Source organism: Exiguobacterium sp. UBA6282, assembly GCF_002440475.1.
Taxonomy (GTDB): Bacteria; Bacillota; Bacilli; order Exiguobacteriales; family Exiguobacteriaceae; genus Exiguobacterium_A.
On the sequence record NZ_DJUM01000054.1, the window covers coordinates 66,292 to 82,871 of the forward strand.

Below are 16,580 nucleotides of genomic sequence, written 5' to 3' on the forward strand. Positions count from 1 at the left end.
CACTTCCATTCGGAAGTGTGCTCTTTTTTTAAAGGTCATAAGACCTCAGGCGGAGGAAAAGCGTGTCAATTCTTGATAGAATGGGGATAACAATAAATAAGAAAGAGGTGAAAGCATGTCTTCTCTATTAATCGTCGGAATACTCATCCCCATTTTGTTCATTGCGTTTCTTTGGTTCAACATTAAAGGTTTACGGACAATGTGGCGGGATTATAAACGGACAGGCTCAATCGTTGCACTCGGCTTTTTCATTGTCGGGGTCATCGGAATTTTCACAGGTGTCTGGACAACTCTAGTCGTCATCATTTATTATCTCCTCCGTCCAGCGAGAGGATGAACGGAGGGTTACTCGTATGTTGGAATGGTTATTTTCGGCCGGAGAATCTAATCTCTGGCTGTTTTTAGGAATCATGATCATTGGTCTTGGAACAGAATTGATTCCAGCAGAAGTCGGATTACCGCTACTCGGTTTATATGTATCGAACGGAACAGTCAGTTGGACAATTGCTGTTCTCGTCGGCTTTCTAGGGAGTTTGATGGGGGCGACAGTCTTTTATCTCTTAGGGCGTTACGCAGGTCGTCCAATCCTTATACGATACGGAAAATGGTTACTGATCAAAGAAAAAGAAATTGAGCAGGGTGAGCGAATCGTCGGAAAGTATGGAACATGGTCCGCGTTATTTGGACGATTCTTCCCTGTCGTTCGTTCAGTCGTCTCGATTCCCTGTGGTCTGTTTGGTCTTTCATTCAAGCGCTATCTACTCGCTTCAAGTATTGGATTATTTCCGGTCTCTTTCTTTTACATCTGGGTCGGGGAGCGATTCGGAGTAAAGCGAGCGGAGTCAATGCTTAAAGGGCTAGAGCAGGAGTTATGGTGGATTTTAGGCGGAATCGTCGTAATCCTCGGCGGGTACATCCTGTATCGTCGCTCTAAAGCGAAACAACACGGACAGACGCAAGACGTAAAAACGAAGCAACAGAATAAATGAAGGGGTCGACAAAAAGTCAGTCTCTACAAAGATAAGGGTGGCAGAATGATGATCTGCCACCCTTATCTCATAAAAAAAGGACTCGTCACACGCGACACCTACAGGAAAGGGCGTGAAAAGACGAGTCCTTCTTTTTTTGAGTAAGCCCGGGATTCAAGCAGGAGGAAACAAGAATCGCTTCAGCGACTTAATACGATGTTTAGGCGTCAGCAGTAACAGTTGATCATTGCCTTCAAGAGCAGTGTCGCCACGGGGAGTAATGATATGATCATCGCGAATGATGGCGGTAATCAAAAACTCTTGCGGTAGATCGATTTCTGAAATCGTCGTTCCGATGAACGGATGGGACATCGGTAACGTCAATTCAATGATTTCTGCGTTCGGTTTACCGATCGACATGAACTCAATGACCGTATGGATAGCAGAAGTCTGTGTCTCGTTGAGACGTAACCGTTCGGAAAGGAATGTCAACATACTCCCTTGAATCAGTGTCGATAGTAGAACTGTAAAGAACACGATATTGAAAATCATCGATGCATTCTCGATGTCGGCAACGAGTGGGTATGTCGCAAGAATGATCGGTACCGCTCCTTTTAGACCAGCAAAAGAAATAAAGACCTTCTCTTGCCACGAATAACGAAACGGCAATAAGCTAATCCAAACGGACAGCGGTCGAGCAATGAAAATCAAAATCAACGCAAGGGCAACGGAAGACAGGATAACCCGGATATCGAGCAATTGTTTCGGGAAGACGAGCAACCCGAGAACAATGAACATTCCGATTTGAGCTAGGTGCGCCATACTCATCGTAAAGCGGACGAGCGTCTGACGGTAGACGAGTTCATGATTACTGATATAGATTGCTGTCACATAAACGGCGAGAAATCCACTAGCATGAAATGTATCAGCTAACCCGAAAGACAAGAAAGCAAACGACATGAGTAAAATCGGATAAAAGCTCGAGGAAGATAAGTCAATCCGATTGATCAAGGTTGAAGCTGTCCATCCAATGAATAGACCGATTAAAAGCCCCATCGACATTTCCCAAACGAGTGAACCGAGTCCCATCAAGAGTGATGCTTCTTCAGGATTCGTCACGAATTCAAGGAATAAGACGGTCAAAAAGACAGCCATGGGGTCATTCGTTCCAGATTCAACTTCGAGTGTTGACCCTACCTTACGTCGGATCGGTTGTCCACTTAAGACAGAAAAGATGGCAGCAGCATCCGTCGATCCTACGATTGCGCCAAGTAAAAAGGCATTCGCCCAACTGAAGCCAAGAATGTAATGGGAGGCAACTGCAACGATGGAAGTAGCAATGAAGACTCCGAACGTTGCAAGAGAAAGCGAAGGTGCGAGCTCGTGTCGCACTTCTTTCCACGCTGTTTGCAGACCACCTTCAAACAGAATGATGATCAGAGCGACAGTTCCAAGAAGCTGGGCAAGTTCCGCATCGTCAAAGCGAATGAAACCTGTAATATCACTTCCGGCAATCATACCAAGAGCGATAAAAATCAATAGAGCAGGAATATTCAGACGACTTGATAACTTCGTCGTCCACACAGCGGCGAACAATAGTATACCAATCAATAAAATCGTGAATTGTAAGGACATGGCATCAAGCTCCTATTCAATAAAGAATCTTCTAGTTTCATGATACAACAATCCCGATGAAAAGACTCGGATAACGATTGTTCAATATTTTCCACCACACCGGACAACTTTCTCTCTCTTCATTGCAAGCGTTTTCATTTATTGTGAAGGTGTAGCACGTAAATGAAACGAAATCAGGGAGGGAATCCGAATGCGTAAAAGAAGATGGGCAGCATTACCTGTCGTCACAACGGCGATGGTCGTCGCTTTGGCAGCATGTGGTGGCGGTACATTGAATAGCGATGACTCGAAAGATAGTGGTTCAAAAGATGGTAAGACGCTCAACGTATTCCAATTCAAGGCTGAAATCGCAAAAGACATGGAAAAAATGGCAAAAGCGTATGAGAAGGAGACGGGGACGAAAGTCGTCGTACAAACAGTTGGTGGTGGATCGGATTATGGTGCTGCCTTGAAGTCGCAGTTTGCCTCTGGGAATGAACCGGATGTCTTTAACAACGGTGGCTTTACGGAAGCAAAAACATGGCAGGATAAATTAGAAGATTTGTCAGACGAAAAATGGGTCGGTGATCTAACGGACCTATCAAAAGAGCCGATGACGATTGATGGAAAGTTATACGGCATGCCGATGAACCTTGAAGGATACGGCTTCATCTACAACAAAGATATCTTCAAAAAAGCAGGCATCACAGAGCTTCCAAAAACATTAACGGAATTAACGGATGCATCTAAAAAGTTGAAAGCAGATGGTGTGACGCCGTTTTCGATCGGATATGGAGAGTGGTGGATTCTTGGAAACCACCTAATGAACATTCCGGTCGCACAGCAGGATGATCCAGATCAGTTCATCGCGGACTTGAATGCTGGAAAAGCTAAATTCGAAGATAACAAACAGTTCAAGGAATTCATGAATCTGTTTGATTTGACGATTAAGTACGGGAATAAAAATCCGTTAACGACGGATTACAACACACAAGTTTCTCAGTTCGCTGAAGGTAAGACAGCGATGATTCAACAAGGGAACTGGGCACAGCAATTGATCACAGATGTGAATCCGGATATCAATATGGGATTCATCCCGATGCCAATCAATGACGATAAAGAAAAAATGGATCGTCTCCCTGTTGGCGTACCAAATAACTGGGTCGTCAATAAAAACTCGAAGAATAAAGCAGAAGCGAAAAAATTCCTCGAGTGGATGGCGACATCTGATACAGGAAAAGACTACATGGTCAACAAATTCAAGTTTATTCCGGCCTTCAAATCAATCGAAGCAAAAGATTTAGGACCGCTTGCAGATGATATCCAAGCGTACTCGAAAGCTGGTAAAACGATCTCATGGAACTGGTTCAAGTATCCGGATGGTGCAGTAAACGAGTTTGGTGCGATCATGCAGGCATACGTCGGTAAGCAAAAAACAGCTGACGAGATGCTACAAGATTTCACGAAAACATGGGACAAAATGAAGAAATAAGAAGTGATTCAAAAAAACATGCCTGTTCCGATCAACTGACGGAACAGGCATGTTTTTTATTATAGGAAAAATAATTGGATGAAGAAGAGAAGCGCAAATACATAGATGAGTGGATGGACGCGCTCTTTTTGGATGGCTTTCATGATCGGATAAACGATGAAGCCGAATGCGATACCGGTTGCGATGCTACCGGATAACGGCATGATCAAGATGACAAGGAAAGCTGTGAAAGCTTCACTGAAATCATCCCATGGAATCTGTTTGATGTTTTGAATCATAAAGGCACCGACTAGAATCAACGCGGGTGCGGTAATCGCGGGAACACTTGAAATCGATTGAACGAACGGTCCAAAGATGGCAGATAATGCGAAGAGTATCCCGACCGTCACGGACGTGAGTCCAGTCCGACCACCCGCAGCAACACCTGCTGCAGATTCTACATAAGCAGTTGTTGGACTTGTTCCGAACAAGGAACCGGCAACCATCGCAGTCGAATCAGATAATAGTGCGCGTTCACTATTTTTCAATGATCCATCTTCTTCAATCAATCCAGCTTGTTCACCGACAGCGACCATCGTACCTGTCGTGTCAAACATCGTTACGAGCACGAAGGAGAGGACGCCGCTGAATAGCCCGTACTGAAATACGTCCTGAATGGCGTTGAACGGATTAGTGATGATCAATCCTTCCGGTAACGTTGGTAACGCGACGAAGGAATCTGAGAACTTTAATTCACCTGTCAAAAATGCGATCACACTAGAAAGGATCATGGCGTAAAGGATAGCTCCTGGTACCCGTTTGATCGTCAAGATCGCAGCAACTAATAACCCGATGAGTGTGATCAGCGCTTCTGGTGACGTCAAGGCACCAATCGTGACCAGTGTATCTTCACTACCAATGAGAATTCCTGACATCTTGAGACCAAGTGAAGCGATGAAGAGACCGATTCCACCCGTGATGGCAAGCTTTAAGGTCATCGGAATGATTTCGATCAGTTTCGTACGGATCGGCGAGAGTGACAACAATAAGAAGATGACACCAGCGACGAACACGACTGAAAGTGCTGTTTGATATGGAATTTTTTCACCGACGACAAGTGTATATGTGAAGTACGCGTTGAGTCCCATTCCGGGTGCGACTGCGATCGGTAGATTCGCATAGAACCCCATTAAAAGTGTACCGATCAATGTAGCGATGATCGTCGCAGAAAAAGCTTGGGCTTGAGGGATACCGGCATCTGCTAAAATCGTCGGATTGACGAGCAAAATGTATGCCATCGTAATAAACGTTACAAATCCGGCTTGGATTTCACGTTTTACGGTTGTTTGGTGTGCGGCAAGTTTAAACATGGATAAAAGAACCACCTTCATAACAAATTGATTAAAAGACGAACATTGATGATATTATAGTAAAATTCATTCGGAATCAAGTCGAAAGAAAAAATAATTTATTATTGCAATCCTGAAAGAGAATATCAGGAAATGATGTAAGCGAATTCAAGGTTATGATACGATTGATTACAAGAAAAAGGATGGGGGCGCCTTTTATGAAAAGTATCCGGACACGTTTGATTCGTCTCGTTGTCTTAGCGATCTTAATTCCGACAGCCCTCGCGACTTCGATTTCCTATCTTTATGTACGACACCAGAACATCGAACAGGCAGAACATTCTAGCCTGAACGTGTTGACTCGGGGAAATACACAGGTGACTCATTATATAGAGGATATTCGACGTCTATCAACGAGTTTATATGCGAATCGCTCGTTGATGAACATCATGCGTGTCGGAGCGGATCAGGAACTAGACGAATCCGATGGAGTCGTCTCGCGGGCGATGTTAGGTCTATTTTTATCCCGACAGGATATTGAGCAGTTACATTTCGTCATCTTGAATGGCTATTCAGAGTATTCGGTTTACAATATGAAAACGACGAGTCGAGGAACATTTGATTGGATGCAAGAAACGGATTATTTTCGATTAATGAAACAAAAAAACAGTTGGTTGATTGACGGAGCTCACCCGATCGAGCCGTACAATGTGCATACGATGATTCTCGATGAGAAACAAGTCGTCAGTTTTCGTTATCGGATTGATCGTGTCGAGACGGATGAGCCGCTTGGGTTCCTCTCAGTCGATATTCCGGTTCGGGTATTTGAACAGCAATTAAAATTGTTCGAGAATGATCCGGATGAGTCGCTGTGGCTGATGACCGATCAACGTGTTCTGGCACAGACTGGAGCAAAGATGGACCTACCTACCGACCAATTCACTGGACAGAGTGGAAGTCTACGTGTCGGAAAATCGTTCATCGTCTACTCGAAAACGATGACGAACGGAATCCCGTTGACACTGATCAAACGGATTCCTTATGCATCCGTCATCCAAGGGGCAAACGAGACGGCATTGATTCTCGTACTGATTGGTCTCGCTTCTCTTATCGTCATGATTATTGCCGCGAGTCTGGTTGCCATGCAAATCACGAAACCGATTAAACAGTTGACGGCAAACGTCTGGCGAGTCGAACAGGGTGATTTATCGGCACCGTTCGTTGCCACGACGAATGACGAGATTGGATTACTCAATCGTCAGTTCCAACGCATGATTCAACGGATCGATCGTTTGATTAAACGGGAATATCGATTGGCGCTCGAAAATCGGACGAATGAGCTTCGAGCCTTACAATCTCAACTCAATCCTCACTTTTTATTCAACGCCTTGCAATCGATCGGAACGACGACGTTACAAGGGGACCGGAAGATCGCGTACCGCTCCATCACCGGATTATCGCAAATGATGCGTTACTCGATGAACAATGAACAAACGATCGTAACGTTAAAACAAGAAGTCGATCATCTTCAAGCATACATCCGTCTGCAACAGCAACGTTTTCCTGAGCGATTCCGTTATATCGTCGACGTCCCTTGGCACCTCAATGACATTGAAGTACCAAAGATGATCTTACAACCGTTTGCTGAAAACTATTTCAAACACGGCTTCCGTCAACAATTAGCGGCGACAGAAAACTATCTTGCCTACAAAGTACGGACGGATGGTGGACGTCTCATCATTCAAATCGAGAATAGCGGTGCCGTCCTTGAAACAGGACGACTTGAAGAAATTGATCGAAAAATGCGTATGCATCGTAGTCCAGAGGATCTCGAGACGAGCGGGATCGGTCTCCACAATATCTACGAACGTCTCTTGATATTTTACGGGGAGGAAGCAAGTATGACCCTCTCTTCTCCAGTGACGGAGGGAGGATTCAAAATCGTGATTCGGATTCCATATGAAAAGGGGGATTTGGCATGAACGTATTGATCGTAGATGATGAACGACATGTACGAGAAGCGGTCAAACTGCTCGGAGAATGGGACAGATGGCGTGTTTCAAACCTATACGAGGCGGAACATGGGGAAGAGGCAAAACGTTTACTGGATACCGGAACGATCGATTTAATGCTGACCGACGTCGAAATGCCTGGACTGGACGGATTAACGTTACTGGAATGGACAAAAAATCATCATCCAAAGGTCGTCACGATCGTGCTGACAGGGTATGATGATTATACGTATATGCGGCGTGCCATTTTGCATCAATCCTTTGATTATTTATTGAAGCCAGTTGATCCAGATGTACTCAATGATGCCTTGTCCCGCGCGATGGAATGTATCCATCCGGTAGTGGAATCAGGGGAAGCGATTGATCAAATCGCAAAATATATCGAAACGCATTATGCGGAAGAATTGACACTACAATTCATGAGCGAACGGTTTTACTTGAGCCGAGAGTATATATCACGGCGCTTCAAACAGCGTTTTTCTGTTAACTTATCTGATTACATTCAAACAATTCGTTTGAATCGGGCGAAGGAATTGTTGAGCGAGACGGAAGCGCGTATTTATGAAATTGCGCTTGAAGTCGGATATCAGGACGATAAGTATTTTCGGAAAGTGTTCAAAAAACAATTCGGTGTCACACCGAACGAGTTTCGTGAATTGTTGTCGATTTAAACGACTATCGAGGAGGAATCGTACATGAGTGTACACATTAACGCAGCTGAAGGACAAATCGCCGAAACGGTCTTACTTCCAGGAGATCCGTTACGGGCTAAATACATCGCCGAAACGTTTTTAGAGGATGTTGTTCTCTACAATGAAGTTCGAGGAATGTATGGTTTTACAGGTACTTATAAGGGTAAAAAAGTTTCTGTTCAAGGAACAGGTATGGGTGTACCATCGATGTCAATCTATGCGAACGAACTCGTTCAGTCGTATGGTGCGAAAAACTTGATTCGTGTCGGTACTGCTGGTGGCATTACTCCAGACGTTAAAGTCCGCGATGTCGTTATCGCAATGAGTGCTTCACATGACATGGCACAAAACCGCGCTCGTTTTAACGGATTAGACTACGCACCGACAGCGTCTTTTGATCTGTTGCATAAAGCCTATACAGCCGCAAAAGAACAAGGCATCGATGCAAAAGTCGGTCAAATCTTCACGACGGATCAGTTCTATCAAGATGATTTTCATCATTTCAAAAAATGGGCAGATTTCGGATGCCTCGCAATCGAGATGGAAGCAGCAGGACTGTATACGCTCGCTGCGAAACATAAGGTAAATGCATTGACGATTTTGACGATTTCGGATCATCTGTTGACAGGGGAAGAAACGACATCGGAAGAGCGTCAAACGACATTCAACGACATGATGAAAGTCGCGCTCGAGACAGCGATTCAATTATAAAGAGCAAGACGGAGAATCCTCTCCGTCTTTTTTCATATCGAAAAAGAGATATGGTAAGATGAAGGCAGTGTTATAGACCAGTTAAAGGAGAGATTCTCGGATGGAAACAACGATGACAGAGACAGTTCTTTCAGAACGCTTGCAATTACAACGGCACTTTTTCCGGACAGGGGCAACACGCAGTCTAGCCTTCCGCTTAAGTATGTTAACGTTCTTACGCCAAGCAATCGAAACACATGAAGCGGCGATTTATGAGGCATTAAAACAAGATCTCAATAAAGGACAGCATGATGCGTTCACGACGGAAATCGGATTCGTTTACGGAGAGATTCAACGGATGGAGAGACAACTCCGTCGACTGGCAAGACCAAAACGTGTCGCAACACCGCTTCTGCATATCGGGTCGAAAAGTGAAATCCAATACGAACCTTATGGCAATGTGCTTGTGATTGCACCATGGAACTATCCCTTCCAGCTCGCACTTGCTCCTGTCATTGGTGCGATTGCAGCCGGGAATACGGTCGTCCTTAAACCATCCGAGTTGACACCGAATGTCTCTCGCGTATTACGAGAAGTCTTTGAAACGGCATTCCATGAACGATTCGGAATCGTCATAGAAGGGGATGCTGAAGTCAGCAGTGCCTTATTAAACGAGCGTTTTGACTATATCTTCTTTACGGGTTCCACACGCGTTGGAAAAATCGTACATCAGGCTGCGGCGAAGCACCTGACGCCAGTCACGCTTGAACTAGGTGGAAAATCTCCGACGATCGTGCACAAGGATGCAGACCTTCGTCTAGCAGCGAAGCGGATCGCATGGGGAAAATGGTTGAATGCGGGACAGACATGTATCGCTCCGGATTATGTATTGATTCATGAAGACGTCAAAGAACGCTTCTTACAACTGATAGAAGAAGAAGCCTTTAAACAGTACGGAAACGGCGTAGGCGTCTCTTCATACGTTAAAATCGTATCGGACGATCATTTGAATCGTTTAAGCAATTATTTAACGCAAGGAACGATCGAATTCGGTGGACAAGTGGATCCGGAAACACGCAAGATGGCGCCGACCGTCATGACTGGTGTAGCAACAGATGCTCCATTGATGCAAGACGAAATCTTCGGACCGATCCTACCGGTGTTAACATACCGTGAAATCGAAGAAGTTATTACATTCGTCAATGATCGTGATAAGCCGCTTGCGCTTTATCTATTCACAGAGAATAAAGCCATCGAGCATCGCGTCCTTGAGCGAATTTCGTTTGGTGGTGGATGCGTCAATGACACATTGATGCATGTCGCACAGCACCACTTACCATTTGGTGGAGTCGGAGCAAGTGGAATGGGTGGATATCATGGCAAATATAGTTTCGAGACGTTCAGTCATCGGAAAGGAATCGTCAAAAATACGACGGCATTTGATTTACCGTTCCGCTACATGCGAACAAATAGCAATTCCAAATGGATGCGCTTTTTGTTATGATGAGCTGTGATTAATTGACTTAAGAAGGAGCTCTTCACTTGAAAGATCAAGTAAAACAGTGGATGAAACGAACAGGCTTGATTGAACGCGGTCTTCGTACCGTCATGAGAGTCTTTACATGGTTGCCACAAAAACGTAAGCGAATTCTTTTCGAGAGTTTTCTCGGAAAACAATATAGTGACAGTCCGCGTGCCATTTACGAATTGATGCGCGCGATGCATCCGGAGTGTGAGTTGATTTTCAGCAAGCAACGAGGTGTTGCATTTCCACCAAATGTCAAGACAGTAGATCGGTTGACGTTCCGCTGGATTTATTTACTTGCGACGTCACGGGTCTGGGTATCAAACAGTCGGTTACCGGGTTGGTTGATCAAACCGGAAAAAACGTTTTATCTCCAAACTTGGCATGGCACACCGCTCAAGAAACTAGCGCTTGATATGGATGATGTCCAAATGGCGAATACGACAACCGAACGATATAAACAAGGATTTAAGCAGGAAGCAGCAAAATGGTCTAGCTTAGTTTCACCCAATGCCTATTCCAGTTCAATATTTAGACGGGCATTTGCATTTGAAGGTGAGATGCTAGAAATTGGGTATCCTCGAAATGATATATTTTATCAAGAGGCGCGACATGCTAAAATCAAAGAAGCAGTATATCGCCACTATGATATTGATCATTCAAAAAAAGTCTTGTTGTATGCACCAACTTGGCGAGATAATGCATTCGAAGGTCAAGGGAAATATTCATTTGAGCTACCTTTTTCGCTAAATGAATTTGAAAAGCGATTTGGGGATGAATACGTTCTGCTTGTCCGAATGCACTATTTAGTCGGAAGTCGTCTCGACGTCACTGCTTATCCATCCGTTCGAAATACATCGGACTACCAGGATATCGCGGAGCTCTATCTGGCGTCGGACGCCTTGATCACGGATTATTCTTCTGTCATGTTTGATTTTGCGCACTTATCTCGTCCGATTTTATTCTATACGTATGATTTAGAACATTATCGAGATCAGTTGCGTGGATTTTACTTCGATTTTGAGCAGGAGGCACCGGGACCATTGTTGTCGACTGAAACAGCACTGTTTGAAGAGCTGAACCAGTTAGATGATTGGCACACACGGTATGCGTCAGCATTTCGAGTGTTCCAAGAGACGTATTGTCAATGGGATGATGGACAGGCTTCAGAACGGGCGATGAAGACGATCATAAAGAGAATTCACGGATAAAAGGGAGAGCAGAATCATGAAAAAGGTTATTACGTACGGAACATTTGATTTATTACACTGGGGTCATATCAACATCTTAAAACGCGCAAAAGCGATGGGAGACTATCTTATCGTTGCGATTTCAACGGACGAATTCAATCGTTTGAAACATAAGCAGTCCTACCATAATTTCGAGAATCGAAAGATGATTCTTGAAGCCATCCGTTATGTGGATGAAGTCATTCCGGAAAACAGCTGGGATCAAAAAGTAGAAGATGTGAAGAAGCATAACGTCGACCTCTTCGTCATGGGTGATGATTGGAAAGGCGAGTTCGATTTCTTAAAAGAGCATTGTGAAGTCGTTTACCTTAGCCGAACTGAGGGTATTTCTACGAGTCAGATTAAAACGGAATTAGCTTCGAAGTGATTGAAGAGGAGACCACACGACGACGTGCGGTCTTTCTTCGTAGAAGGGCAGGATGAAAGTGGTTAGAGAAGGAATCGTATGGGTCTATTTATTGTTGTTTCGTATTTGTTATGGTGTCTTTCGGTTGTTACCGCTTCGCCCCGTCACTTTATTTTGGATGACATACGGGGATAACGCAAAACCTGTTAATGATCGCTTGGCGCAGGAATTGCCAAATGAGAAACGGTATCTTGTATATGATCACCATTTCATGAAGCAGCCGGATTTATGGAAGTCAGACCGAATGCTTCGCTTTCGTCGATTACGGTTCGTCAGACTCGCATATTTACTTGCGACCTCCCGGACGGTTTTCGTCGATAATTATGTTGCGGAATTCAGTGTTGCTAAAACGCGAAGTGGAACACGACGTATCCAGCTATGGCATGCCGGCGGAACGTTAAAGCAGTTTGGACTAACTTCTTCGAAAAGCCTGTTCGTATCGGAACGGATACGAAATCGGTTCCGACGTGTCTATCAGGAATATGGTGATTTCATCGTGCCGGGGATGCGTTGTGCGACACAATTCATGGCACCGCATGATTTAAAACGATCTCATTTTAAACCGTTCGGCATGCCGCGGACGGATTATTGGTATGATGAGGTTCAGCGGGAACATCGGGCGCTTGATTTAAAAGAACGTTATGTAAAACCCGACCGCCGGATTCTATTGTATGCCCCGACTTACCGCGAATATAAAGGAACGGAAGATCACACGATTCAACAATTTGAACAACTGGCTAAAACAGGCTGGACGATTCTTGTTAAGTTACATCCGACGATTCGAGCGCTTTCGACCTATCGTTCCGCCCATATACATCTTGTGGATGACACGTATCAGATCAATGATTATTTGCTCATCACGGATGTTCTGGTGACCGACTATTCGTCGATTCCATTTGAAAGCTGTCTTCTTGAGGTTCCAACGTTCTTATACACACCGGACATCGATACATATCGACAACTACCAGGACTTGTCGATCAGTATCCAAAACCATTACCGGTGCGACAGACGGAGCAGATTGCGCAATTGATGGAGTGGATCGTGTCTGACGCGATACTTGAAGAGTGCCGTCAGCACATGCAAGAATTCCAAACAAGTTGGTATGATCACCCACCAGGTCAAGCAGTTGAACGAATCGTTCATCATTATTACGGAACAGGTATGTAATACTATATCTGACGATTGCTTTAGTTTTAGAAAGCGGTCGTCAGATACTTTTTCAAAAATAATGTGAAACATTGAACAAAGTTTGACAATCTTTTGAAAATCCATTCTTTTGAACTGTGATGTTCTATACTAAAAGCAGAAGAAAAGGAGAGGAGAAATGGATATGCTGACTTGTGGAACGACTGAAGCGAATACATTCATCTTATCACCTGAGACAAGAACGTTACTAGAGAGCTTCATGACGGAAACGACGTTCAAAAAGGATTCCATCGTCTGTTGGGAAGGGGAAATGAACGACAAGTTGTTTTATGTGAAACAAGGAGGCGTCAAACTATCGAAGTTGACGAAAAAAGGCAGTCCATTACTCATGTTCTTATATTTCAAAGGGGATCTATTTGGTGAATTTGATGTAGGAGAAGCTTTTCCGAGTTCATACAGTATCGAGACGATGGAGGATAGTATCATCGGTTTCCTCTCAAAAGAAAAATTAGAGGAACTCATGAGAAAGGATGGTACTTTTGCGCTTGAAATCATGCGGTGGCAAGCATTGATGCGGAAACAGACGGAGACTAAATTGCGCGACTTGCTATTGTTCGGAAAACCGGGTGCGTTAGCTTCGACGTTACTTCGTCTCATCGCGATGGAAGGGGAACAAGTAGGAGAAACCTACCGTCTTGCAAAACGTCCATCCGATGGGGAGTTTGGTCAATTGATTGGCGCACCGCGTGAAACGGTCAATCGGATGTTCTCCCAGTGGAAAAAAGAAGGTGTCATTTCGATGACGCCAAAAGAAATCATCATTCATGATGCACAATATCTGCGTGATCTGTGTCATTGTGAAGGATGCCCAGCAGGTGTTTGTCGAATTTAATAGATAGTGTACAAACAATTCAAACGTGAAGCAGAATTTTCTGTCTCATGTATGGATTGTTTTTTTTGTAGATGAGTCGTGCCTCCTTCTCTTGTTCAGATGTGAACTTTTTGTGTGTTTTTAGAAAGAAAAGTGCGGATTCTTCACATTTGAAGTGATATATATCACAGTTTCCGAACTTGCTGAATTCTTACAATAAAGACAAGTTCAAAGCAGGAGAGGAGTAATCACCATGGACCAAAAATCAGAATCAAACCTCAAAGGAACATTTATTGCCGTCCTGATCGTAGCAGGTATCATCATTGGGATGTGGAGCTCAATCTTTCTATTATTCTTATCACGGTAAGGGGGAGTCACAATGCATATTCATCGTCTAGAAAAAATCTGGCTGATTTTTGGAGCAGTGATGCTTGGCGTCTTTTTAACCATCATCGGCGTATCCGCTTTTGCATCCGGAAATCAACCGCCATCCGATGCAACATTGATTGATCCGACGAAAGTTGATCAAACGAAACCATTCGACAAGCCAGGACTAAAAAAAATCGATGACGACCGATACGAAGCGATCATCGTCGCACAAGCGTTCCAATTCACACCAAAAGATATGGTCATTCCCAAAGGGGCAACGGTTGATTTTTTGGTGACATCAAAAGATGTCGTCCATGGCTTTGAAATTGTCAAGACGAATGTCAATATGATGGTCGTTCCTGGTCATATCAATTCCATTGAATATACATTCAAGGAAGCTGGCGAGTATTTGGTCGTCTGTAATGAATACTGTGGATCGGGTCATCATATGATGGCAACCAAAATCAAGGTGGTGGAATAAGATGAATGCCATTTCAAAAAAATTAAGACAGTTCGAGATGGAGCGTGGTCTGCCTGCTACCGTCATCGGAATTAAGGAAGCGAAGCTCGCTTTCGCACATGTTAGTTTTTCGCTCGTTGCCTTATTGATTGGTGGTTTATGTGGATTGTTGCAAACGATGGTGCGGACAGGTGTCATTCCAGAAATTGCTGGAGTCGGCTACTATGAGCTTCTCACTGCCCACGGGTTAATGCTTGCGATCGTCTTTACGACATTATTCATATTTGGATTACTGTTTTCATTTTTAGGTCAATCCTTTGGACGTTTCGAAGACTTTCCTCGACGTCTCGGGTGGGTTGGGTTCTGGTTCATGATCCTTGGTGTCATCCTCGTCACATGGATGGTACTTGCAGGAGAAGCTTCCGTCCTCTATACATTCTATGCACCACTCAAGGCACATCCAGTATTTTATATTGGACTCGTCATCTTCGTCGTCGGAACGTGGATTGCTTCTGGTGCCATGTTCCGTATGTATGCTGATTATAAACGGGAACACCCTGGCGTTCATCCACCACTTCAAGCATACATGAGTATTATGACTGCCTTATTATGGGTGGTTGCGACACTCGGAGTAGCAGCGACGATTCTTTTTCAGCTCCTTCCCTTATCCCTTGGTTGGACGGATAAGGTCGGAATCGAGCTATCCCGGACGCTATTTTGGTACTTTGGTCATCCACTCGTCTATTTCTGGTTGTTACCTGCCTACATCGTCTGGTATACAGTCATCCCGAAAATCGTTGGTGGAAAGGTTTTTTCTGACGCGTTAGCACGTATGTCATTTTTATTGTTCCTCCTCTTTTCGTTCCCGGTTGGTTTTCACCATCAATTGTTAGAGCCGGGGATTTCTGCTTTTTGGAAGTATGTCCAAGTCGTCTTAACGTTCCTCGTCATCATTCCATCATTGATGACAGCCTTCTCGATGTTTGCGACTTTTGAGTTGGCGGGTCGTCGGAAAGGGGCGACCGGGGTATTTGGTTGGGTGAAAAAAATGCCGTATCGCGATGTACGTTTTCTTGCACCGTTCATCGGGATGTTGTTCTTCATTCCTGCAGGTGCAGGTGGTGTCATCAACGCATCCCATCAACTAAACATCATCGTTCACAATACGTTATGGGTCACAGGACACTTTCATATCACGGTCGGTGCCGCTGTGGCATTGACGTTCTTTGGAACGGCTTACTGGCTTGTCCCGCTCTTACGTGGTCGAACGTTAACAGCGGCAATGAATCGTCTTGGGCTTATTCAAACGGCTGCCTGGACGATCGGAATGCTCTTCATGTCGACAGCAATGCATATCTCAGGTCTACTCGGTAATCCACGACGGACGGGTCCTGCCGCCTACTTCAAAGATTCGATCGTCGCTGACTGGATTCCATATCATGTCGCCATGGCAATTGGTGGGACGATTTTATTCATCTCGATTCTATTGTTCTTGTATGCGATGTTCCAACTTGCATTTCGTACACCAAAAGGAACGGAAGAATTTCCGATTGCTGAAACGGAAGAAGAGGCGATGGCAACGCCACTCTTCTTTGAAAATTGGAAGCTATGGATTTTTGTAACGTTCGCTTTGATTGCGTTTGCGTACACAGTACCGATTTGGCATATGATTGAAAACGCCCCTCCAGGCGCTCCGGGATGGAAGCTTTGGTAATCGTTTCGTACAACATCAAAACCCCGAACGGTCTCTGACTAA

The 16,580-nt window shown here is 44.5% G+C and carries 16 protein-coding genes; 14 read left to right on the forward strand and 2 right to left on the reverse strand.

All coding sequences use genetic code 11. From position 1 onward, the window contains the following. Positions 1–115: 115 nt before the first annotated feature. Both B2751_RS14175 and B2751_RS14180 read left to right on the forward strand, forming a co-directional pair. A complete protein-coding gene (locus tag B2751_RS14175; RefSeq protein ID WP_035412585.1) occupies positions 116–337 on the forward strand; it encodes a hypothetical protein in 222 nt (73 codons plus the stop codon). Between the two features lie 16 nt (positions 338–353). After that, positions 354–989 (forward strand): DedA family protein, encoded by a 636-nt coding sequence (locus B2751_RS14180; protein WP_290775372.1) that lies wholly within the window; start codon positions 354–356, stop codon positions 987–989. Between the two features lie 153 nt (positions 990–1,142). On the opposite strand, the gene B2751_RS14185 is transcribed toward B2751_RS14180, so the two are convergent. Then, the gene (locus B2751_RS14185) at positions 1,143–2,603 is read right to left on the reverse strand and encodes a potassium/proton antiporter (protein ID WP_035412588.1); all 1,461 of its coding nucleotides are present in this window, start codon (positions 2,601–2,603) and stop codon (positions 1,143–1,145) included. A 190-nt stretch (positions 2,604–2,793) separates the two neighbouring features. Between B2751_RS14185 and B2751_RS14190 the strand changes: the two genes are divergently transcribed. Further along, positions 2,794–4,074: an ABC transporter substrate-binding protein gene (locus tag B2751_RS14190; RefSeq protein ID WP_035412590.1), complete on the forward strand. Its 1,281-nt coding sequence runs from the start codon at positions 2,794–2,796 to the stop codon at positions 4,072–4,074. Between the two features lie 59 nt (positions 4,075–4,133). Here the strand turns inward: B2751_RS14190 and B2751_RS14195 are convergent, their stop codons facing one another. Then, complete coding sequence (locus B2751_RS14195; RefSeq protein WP_290775374.1) at positions 4,134–5,423, reverse strand: NCS2 family permease; 1,290 nt, start codon at positions 5,421–5,423, stop codon at positions 4,134–4,136. A 197-nt stretch (positions 5,424–5,620) separates the two neighbouring features. Between B2751_RS14195 and B2751_RS14200 the strand changes: the two genes are divergently transcribed. The 11 genes from B2751_RS14200 (at position 5,621) to B2751_RS14250 (ending at position 16,538) form a co-directional block, all read left to right on the forward strand. Continuing rightward, positions 5,621–7,384 carry a sensor histidine kinase gene (locus B2751_RS14200; RefSeq protein ID WP_035412597.1) on the forward strand — a complete coding sequence of 588 codons (1,764 nt, stop codon included), beginning with the start codon at positions 5,621–5,623 and terminating at the stop codon, positions 7,382–7,384. Further along, entirely contained in the window at positions 7,381–8,085 is a 705-nt protein-coding gene (locus B2751_RS14205; protein ID WP_035412600.1) for a response regulator transcription factor, read from the forward strand. Before B2751_RS14200 ends, B2751_RS14205 begins: the two co-directional genes overlap by 4 nt. Before the next feature lie 24 nt (positions 8,086–8,109). Further along, positions 8,110–8,817, forward strand: coding sequence for a purine-nucleoside phosphorylase (deoD, locus tag B2751_RS14210; RefSeq protein ID WP_035412602.1), 708 nt, complete (start codon positions 8,110–8,112; stop codon positions 8,815–8,817). Between the two features lie 100 nt (positions 8,818–8,917). Continuing rightward, complete coding sequence (locus tag B2751_RS14215) at positions 8,918–10,300, forward strand: aldehyde dehydrogenase (protein ID WP_290775376.1); 1,383 nt, start codon at positions 8,918–8,920, stop codon at positions 10,298–10,300. 62 nt (positions 10,301–10,362) lie between these two features. Then, complete coding sequence (locus B2751_RS14220; protein WP_290775436.1) at positions 10,363–11,532, forward strand: CDP-glycerol glycerophosphotransferase family protein; 1,170 nt, start codon at positions 10,363–10,365, stop codon at positions 11,530–11,532. A gap of 16 nt (positions 11,533–11,548) precedes the next feature. Beyond that, positions 11,549–11,938: a glycerol-3-phosphate cytidylyltransferase gene (tagD, locus tag B2751_RS14225; protein ID WP_035412608.1), complete on the forward strand. Its 390-nt coding sequence runs from the start codon at positions 11,549–11,551 to the stop codon at positions 11,936–11,938. A gap of 52 nt (positions 11,939–11,990) precedes the next feature. Then, positions 11,991–13,145 (forward strand): CDP-glycerol glycerophosphotransferase family protein, encoded by a 1,155-nt coding sequence (locus B2751_RS14230; RefSeq protein WP_290775378.1) that lies wholly within the window; start codon positions 11,991–11,993, stop codon positions 13,143–13,145. Positions 13,146–13,302: 157 nt separating this feature from the next. Next, positions 13,303–14,016, forward strand: a complete 714-nt coding sequence (locus tag B2751_RS14235) for a Crp/Fnr family transcriptional regulator (RefSeq protein WP_251137623.1) — start codon at positions 13,303–13,305, stop codon at positions 14,014–14,016. 232 nt (positions 14,017–14,248) lie between these two features. Then, a complete protein-coding gene (locus B2751_RS14240) occupies positions 14,249–14,362 on the forward strand; it encodes a cytochrome C oxidase subunit II (RefSeq protein WP_155960209.1) in 114 nt (37 codons plus the stop codon). 12 nt (positions 14,363–14,374) lie between these two features. Then, positions 14,375–14,845: a cytochrome c oxidase subunit II gene (locus tag B2751_RS14245; protein ID WP_035412613.1), complete on the forward strand. Its 471-nt coding sequence runs from the start codon at positions 14,375–14,377 to the stop codon at positions 14,843–14,845. 1 nt (position 14,846) lies between these two features. Then, complete coding sequence (locus B2751_RS14250; protein ID WP_251137987.1) at positions 14,847–16,538, forward strand: b(o/a)3-type cytochrome-c oxidase subunit 1; 1,692 nt, start codon at positions 14,847–14,849, stop codon at positions 16,536–16,538. Positions 16,539–16,580 lie beyond the last annotated feature (42 nt).

Bases quoted from the DNA above. Each gene is read 5' to 3' on its own strand.
- B2751_RS14185 (WP_035412588.1), bottom strand. From the start codon at position 2,603: ATGTCCTTACAATTCACGATTTTATTGATTGGTATACTATTGTTCGCC.
- B2751_RS14235 (WP_251137623.1), top strand. From the start codon at position 13,303: ATGGATATGCTGACTTGTGGAACGACTGAAGCGAATACATTCATCTTA.
- B2751_RS14180 (WP_290775372.1), top strand. From the start codon at position 354: ATGTTGGAATGGTTATTTTCGGCCGGAGAATCTAATCTCTGGCTGTTT.
- deoD (WP_035412602.1), top strand. From the start codon at position 8,110: ATGAGTGTACACATTAACGCAGCTGAAGGACAAATCGCCGAAACGGTC.
- B2751_RS14205 (WP_035412600.1), top strand. From the start codon at position 7,381: ATGAACGTATTGATCGTAGATGATGAACGACATGTACGAGAAGCGGTC.
- B2751_RS14190 (WP_035412590.1), top strand. From the start codon at position 2,794: ATGCGTAAAAGAAGATGGGCAGCATTACCTGTCGTCACAACGGCGATG.
- B2751_RS14200 (WP_035412597.1), top strand. From the start codon at position 5,621: ATGAAAAGTATCCGGACACGTTTGATTCGTCTCGTTGTCTTAGCGATC.
- B2751_RS14230 (WP_290775378.1), top strand. From the start codon at position 11,991: ATGAAAGTGGTTAGAGAAGGAATCGTATGGGTCTATTTATTGTTGTTT.
- B2751_RS14175 (WP_035412585.1), top strand. From the start codon at position 116: ATGTCTTCTCTATTAATCGTCGGAATACTCATCCCCATTTTGTTCATT.
- B2751_RS14220 (WP_290775436.1), top strand. From the start codon at position 10,363: ATGAAACGAACAGGCTTGATTGAACGCGGTCTTCGTACCGTCATGAGA.
- B2751_RS14240 (WP_155960209.1), top strand. From the start codon at position 14,249: ATGGACCAAAAATCAGAATCAAACCTCAAAGGAACATTTATTGCCGTC.
- B2751_RS14250 (WP_251137987.1), top strand. From the start codon at position 14,847: ATGAATGCCATTTCAAAAAAATTAAGACAGTTCGAGATGGAGCGTGGT.
- tagD (WP_035412608.1), top strand. From the start codon at position 11,549: ATGAAAAAGGTTATTACGTACGGAACATTTGATTTATTACACTGGGGT.
- B2751_RS14195 (WP_290775374.1), bottom strand. From the start codon at position 5,423: ATGTTTAAACTTGCCGCACACCAAACAACCGTAAAACGTGAAATCCAA.
- B2751_RS14215 (WP_290775376.1), top strand. From the start codon at position 8,918: ATGGAAACAACGATGACAGAGACAGTTCTTTCAGAACGCTTGCAATTA.
- B2751_RS14245 (WP_035412613.1), top strand. From the start codon at position 14,375: ATGCATATTCATCGTCTAGAAAAAATCTGGCTGATTTTTGGAGCAGTG.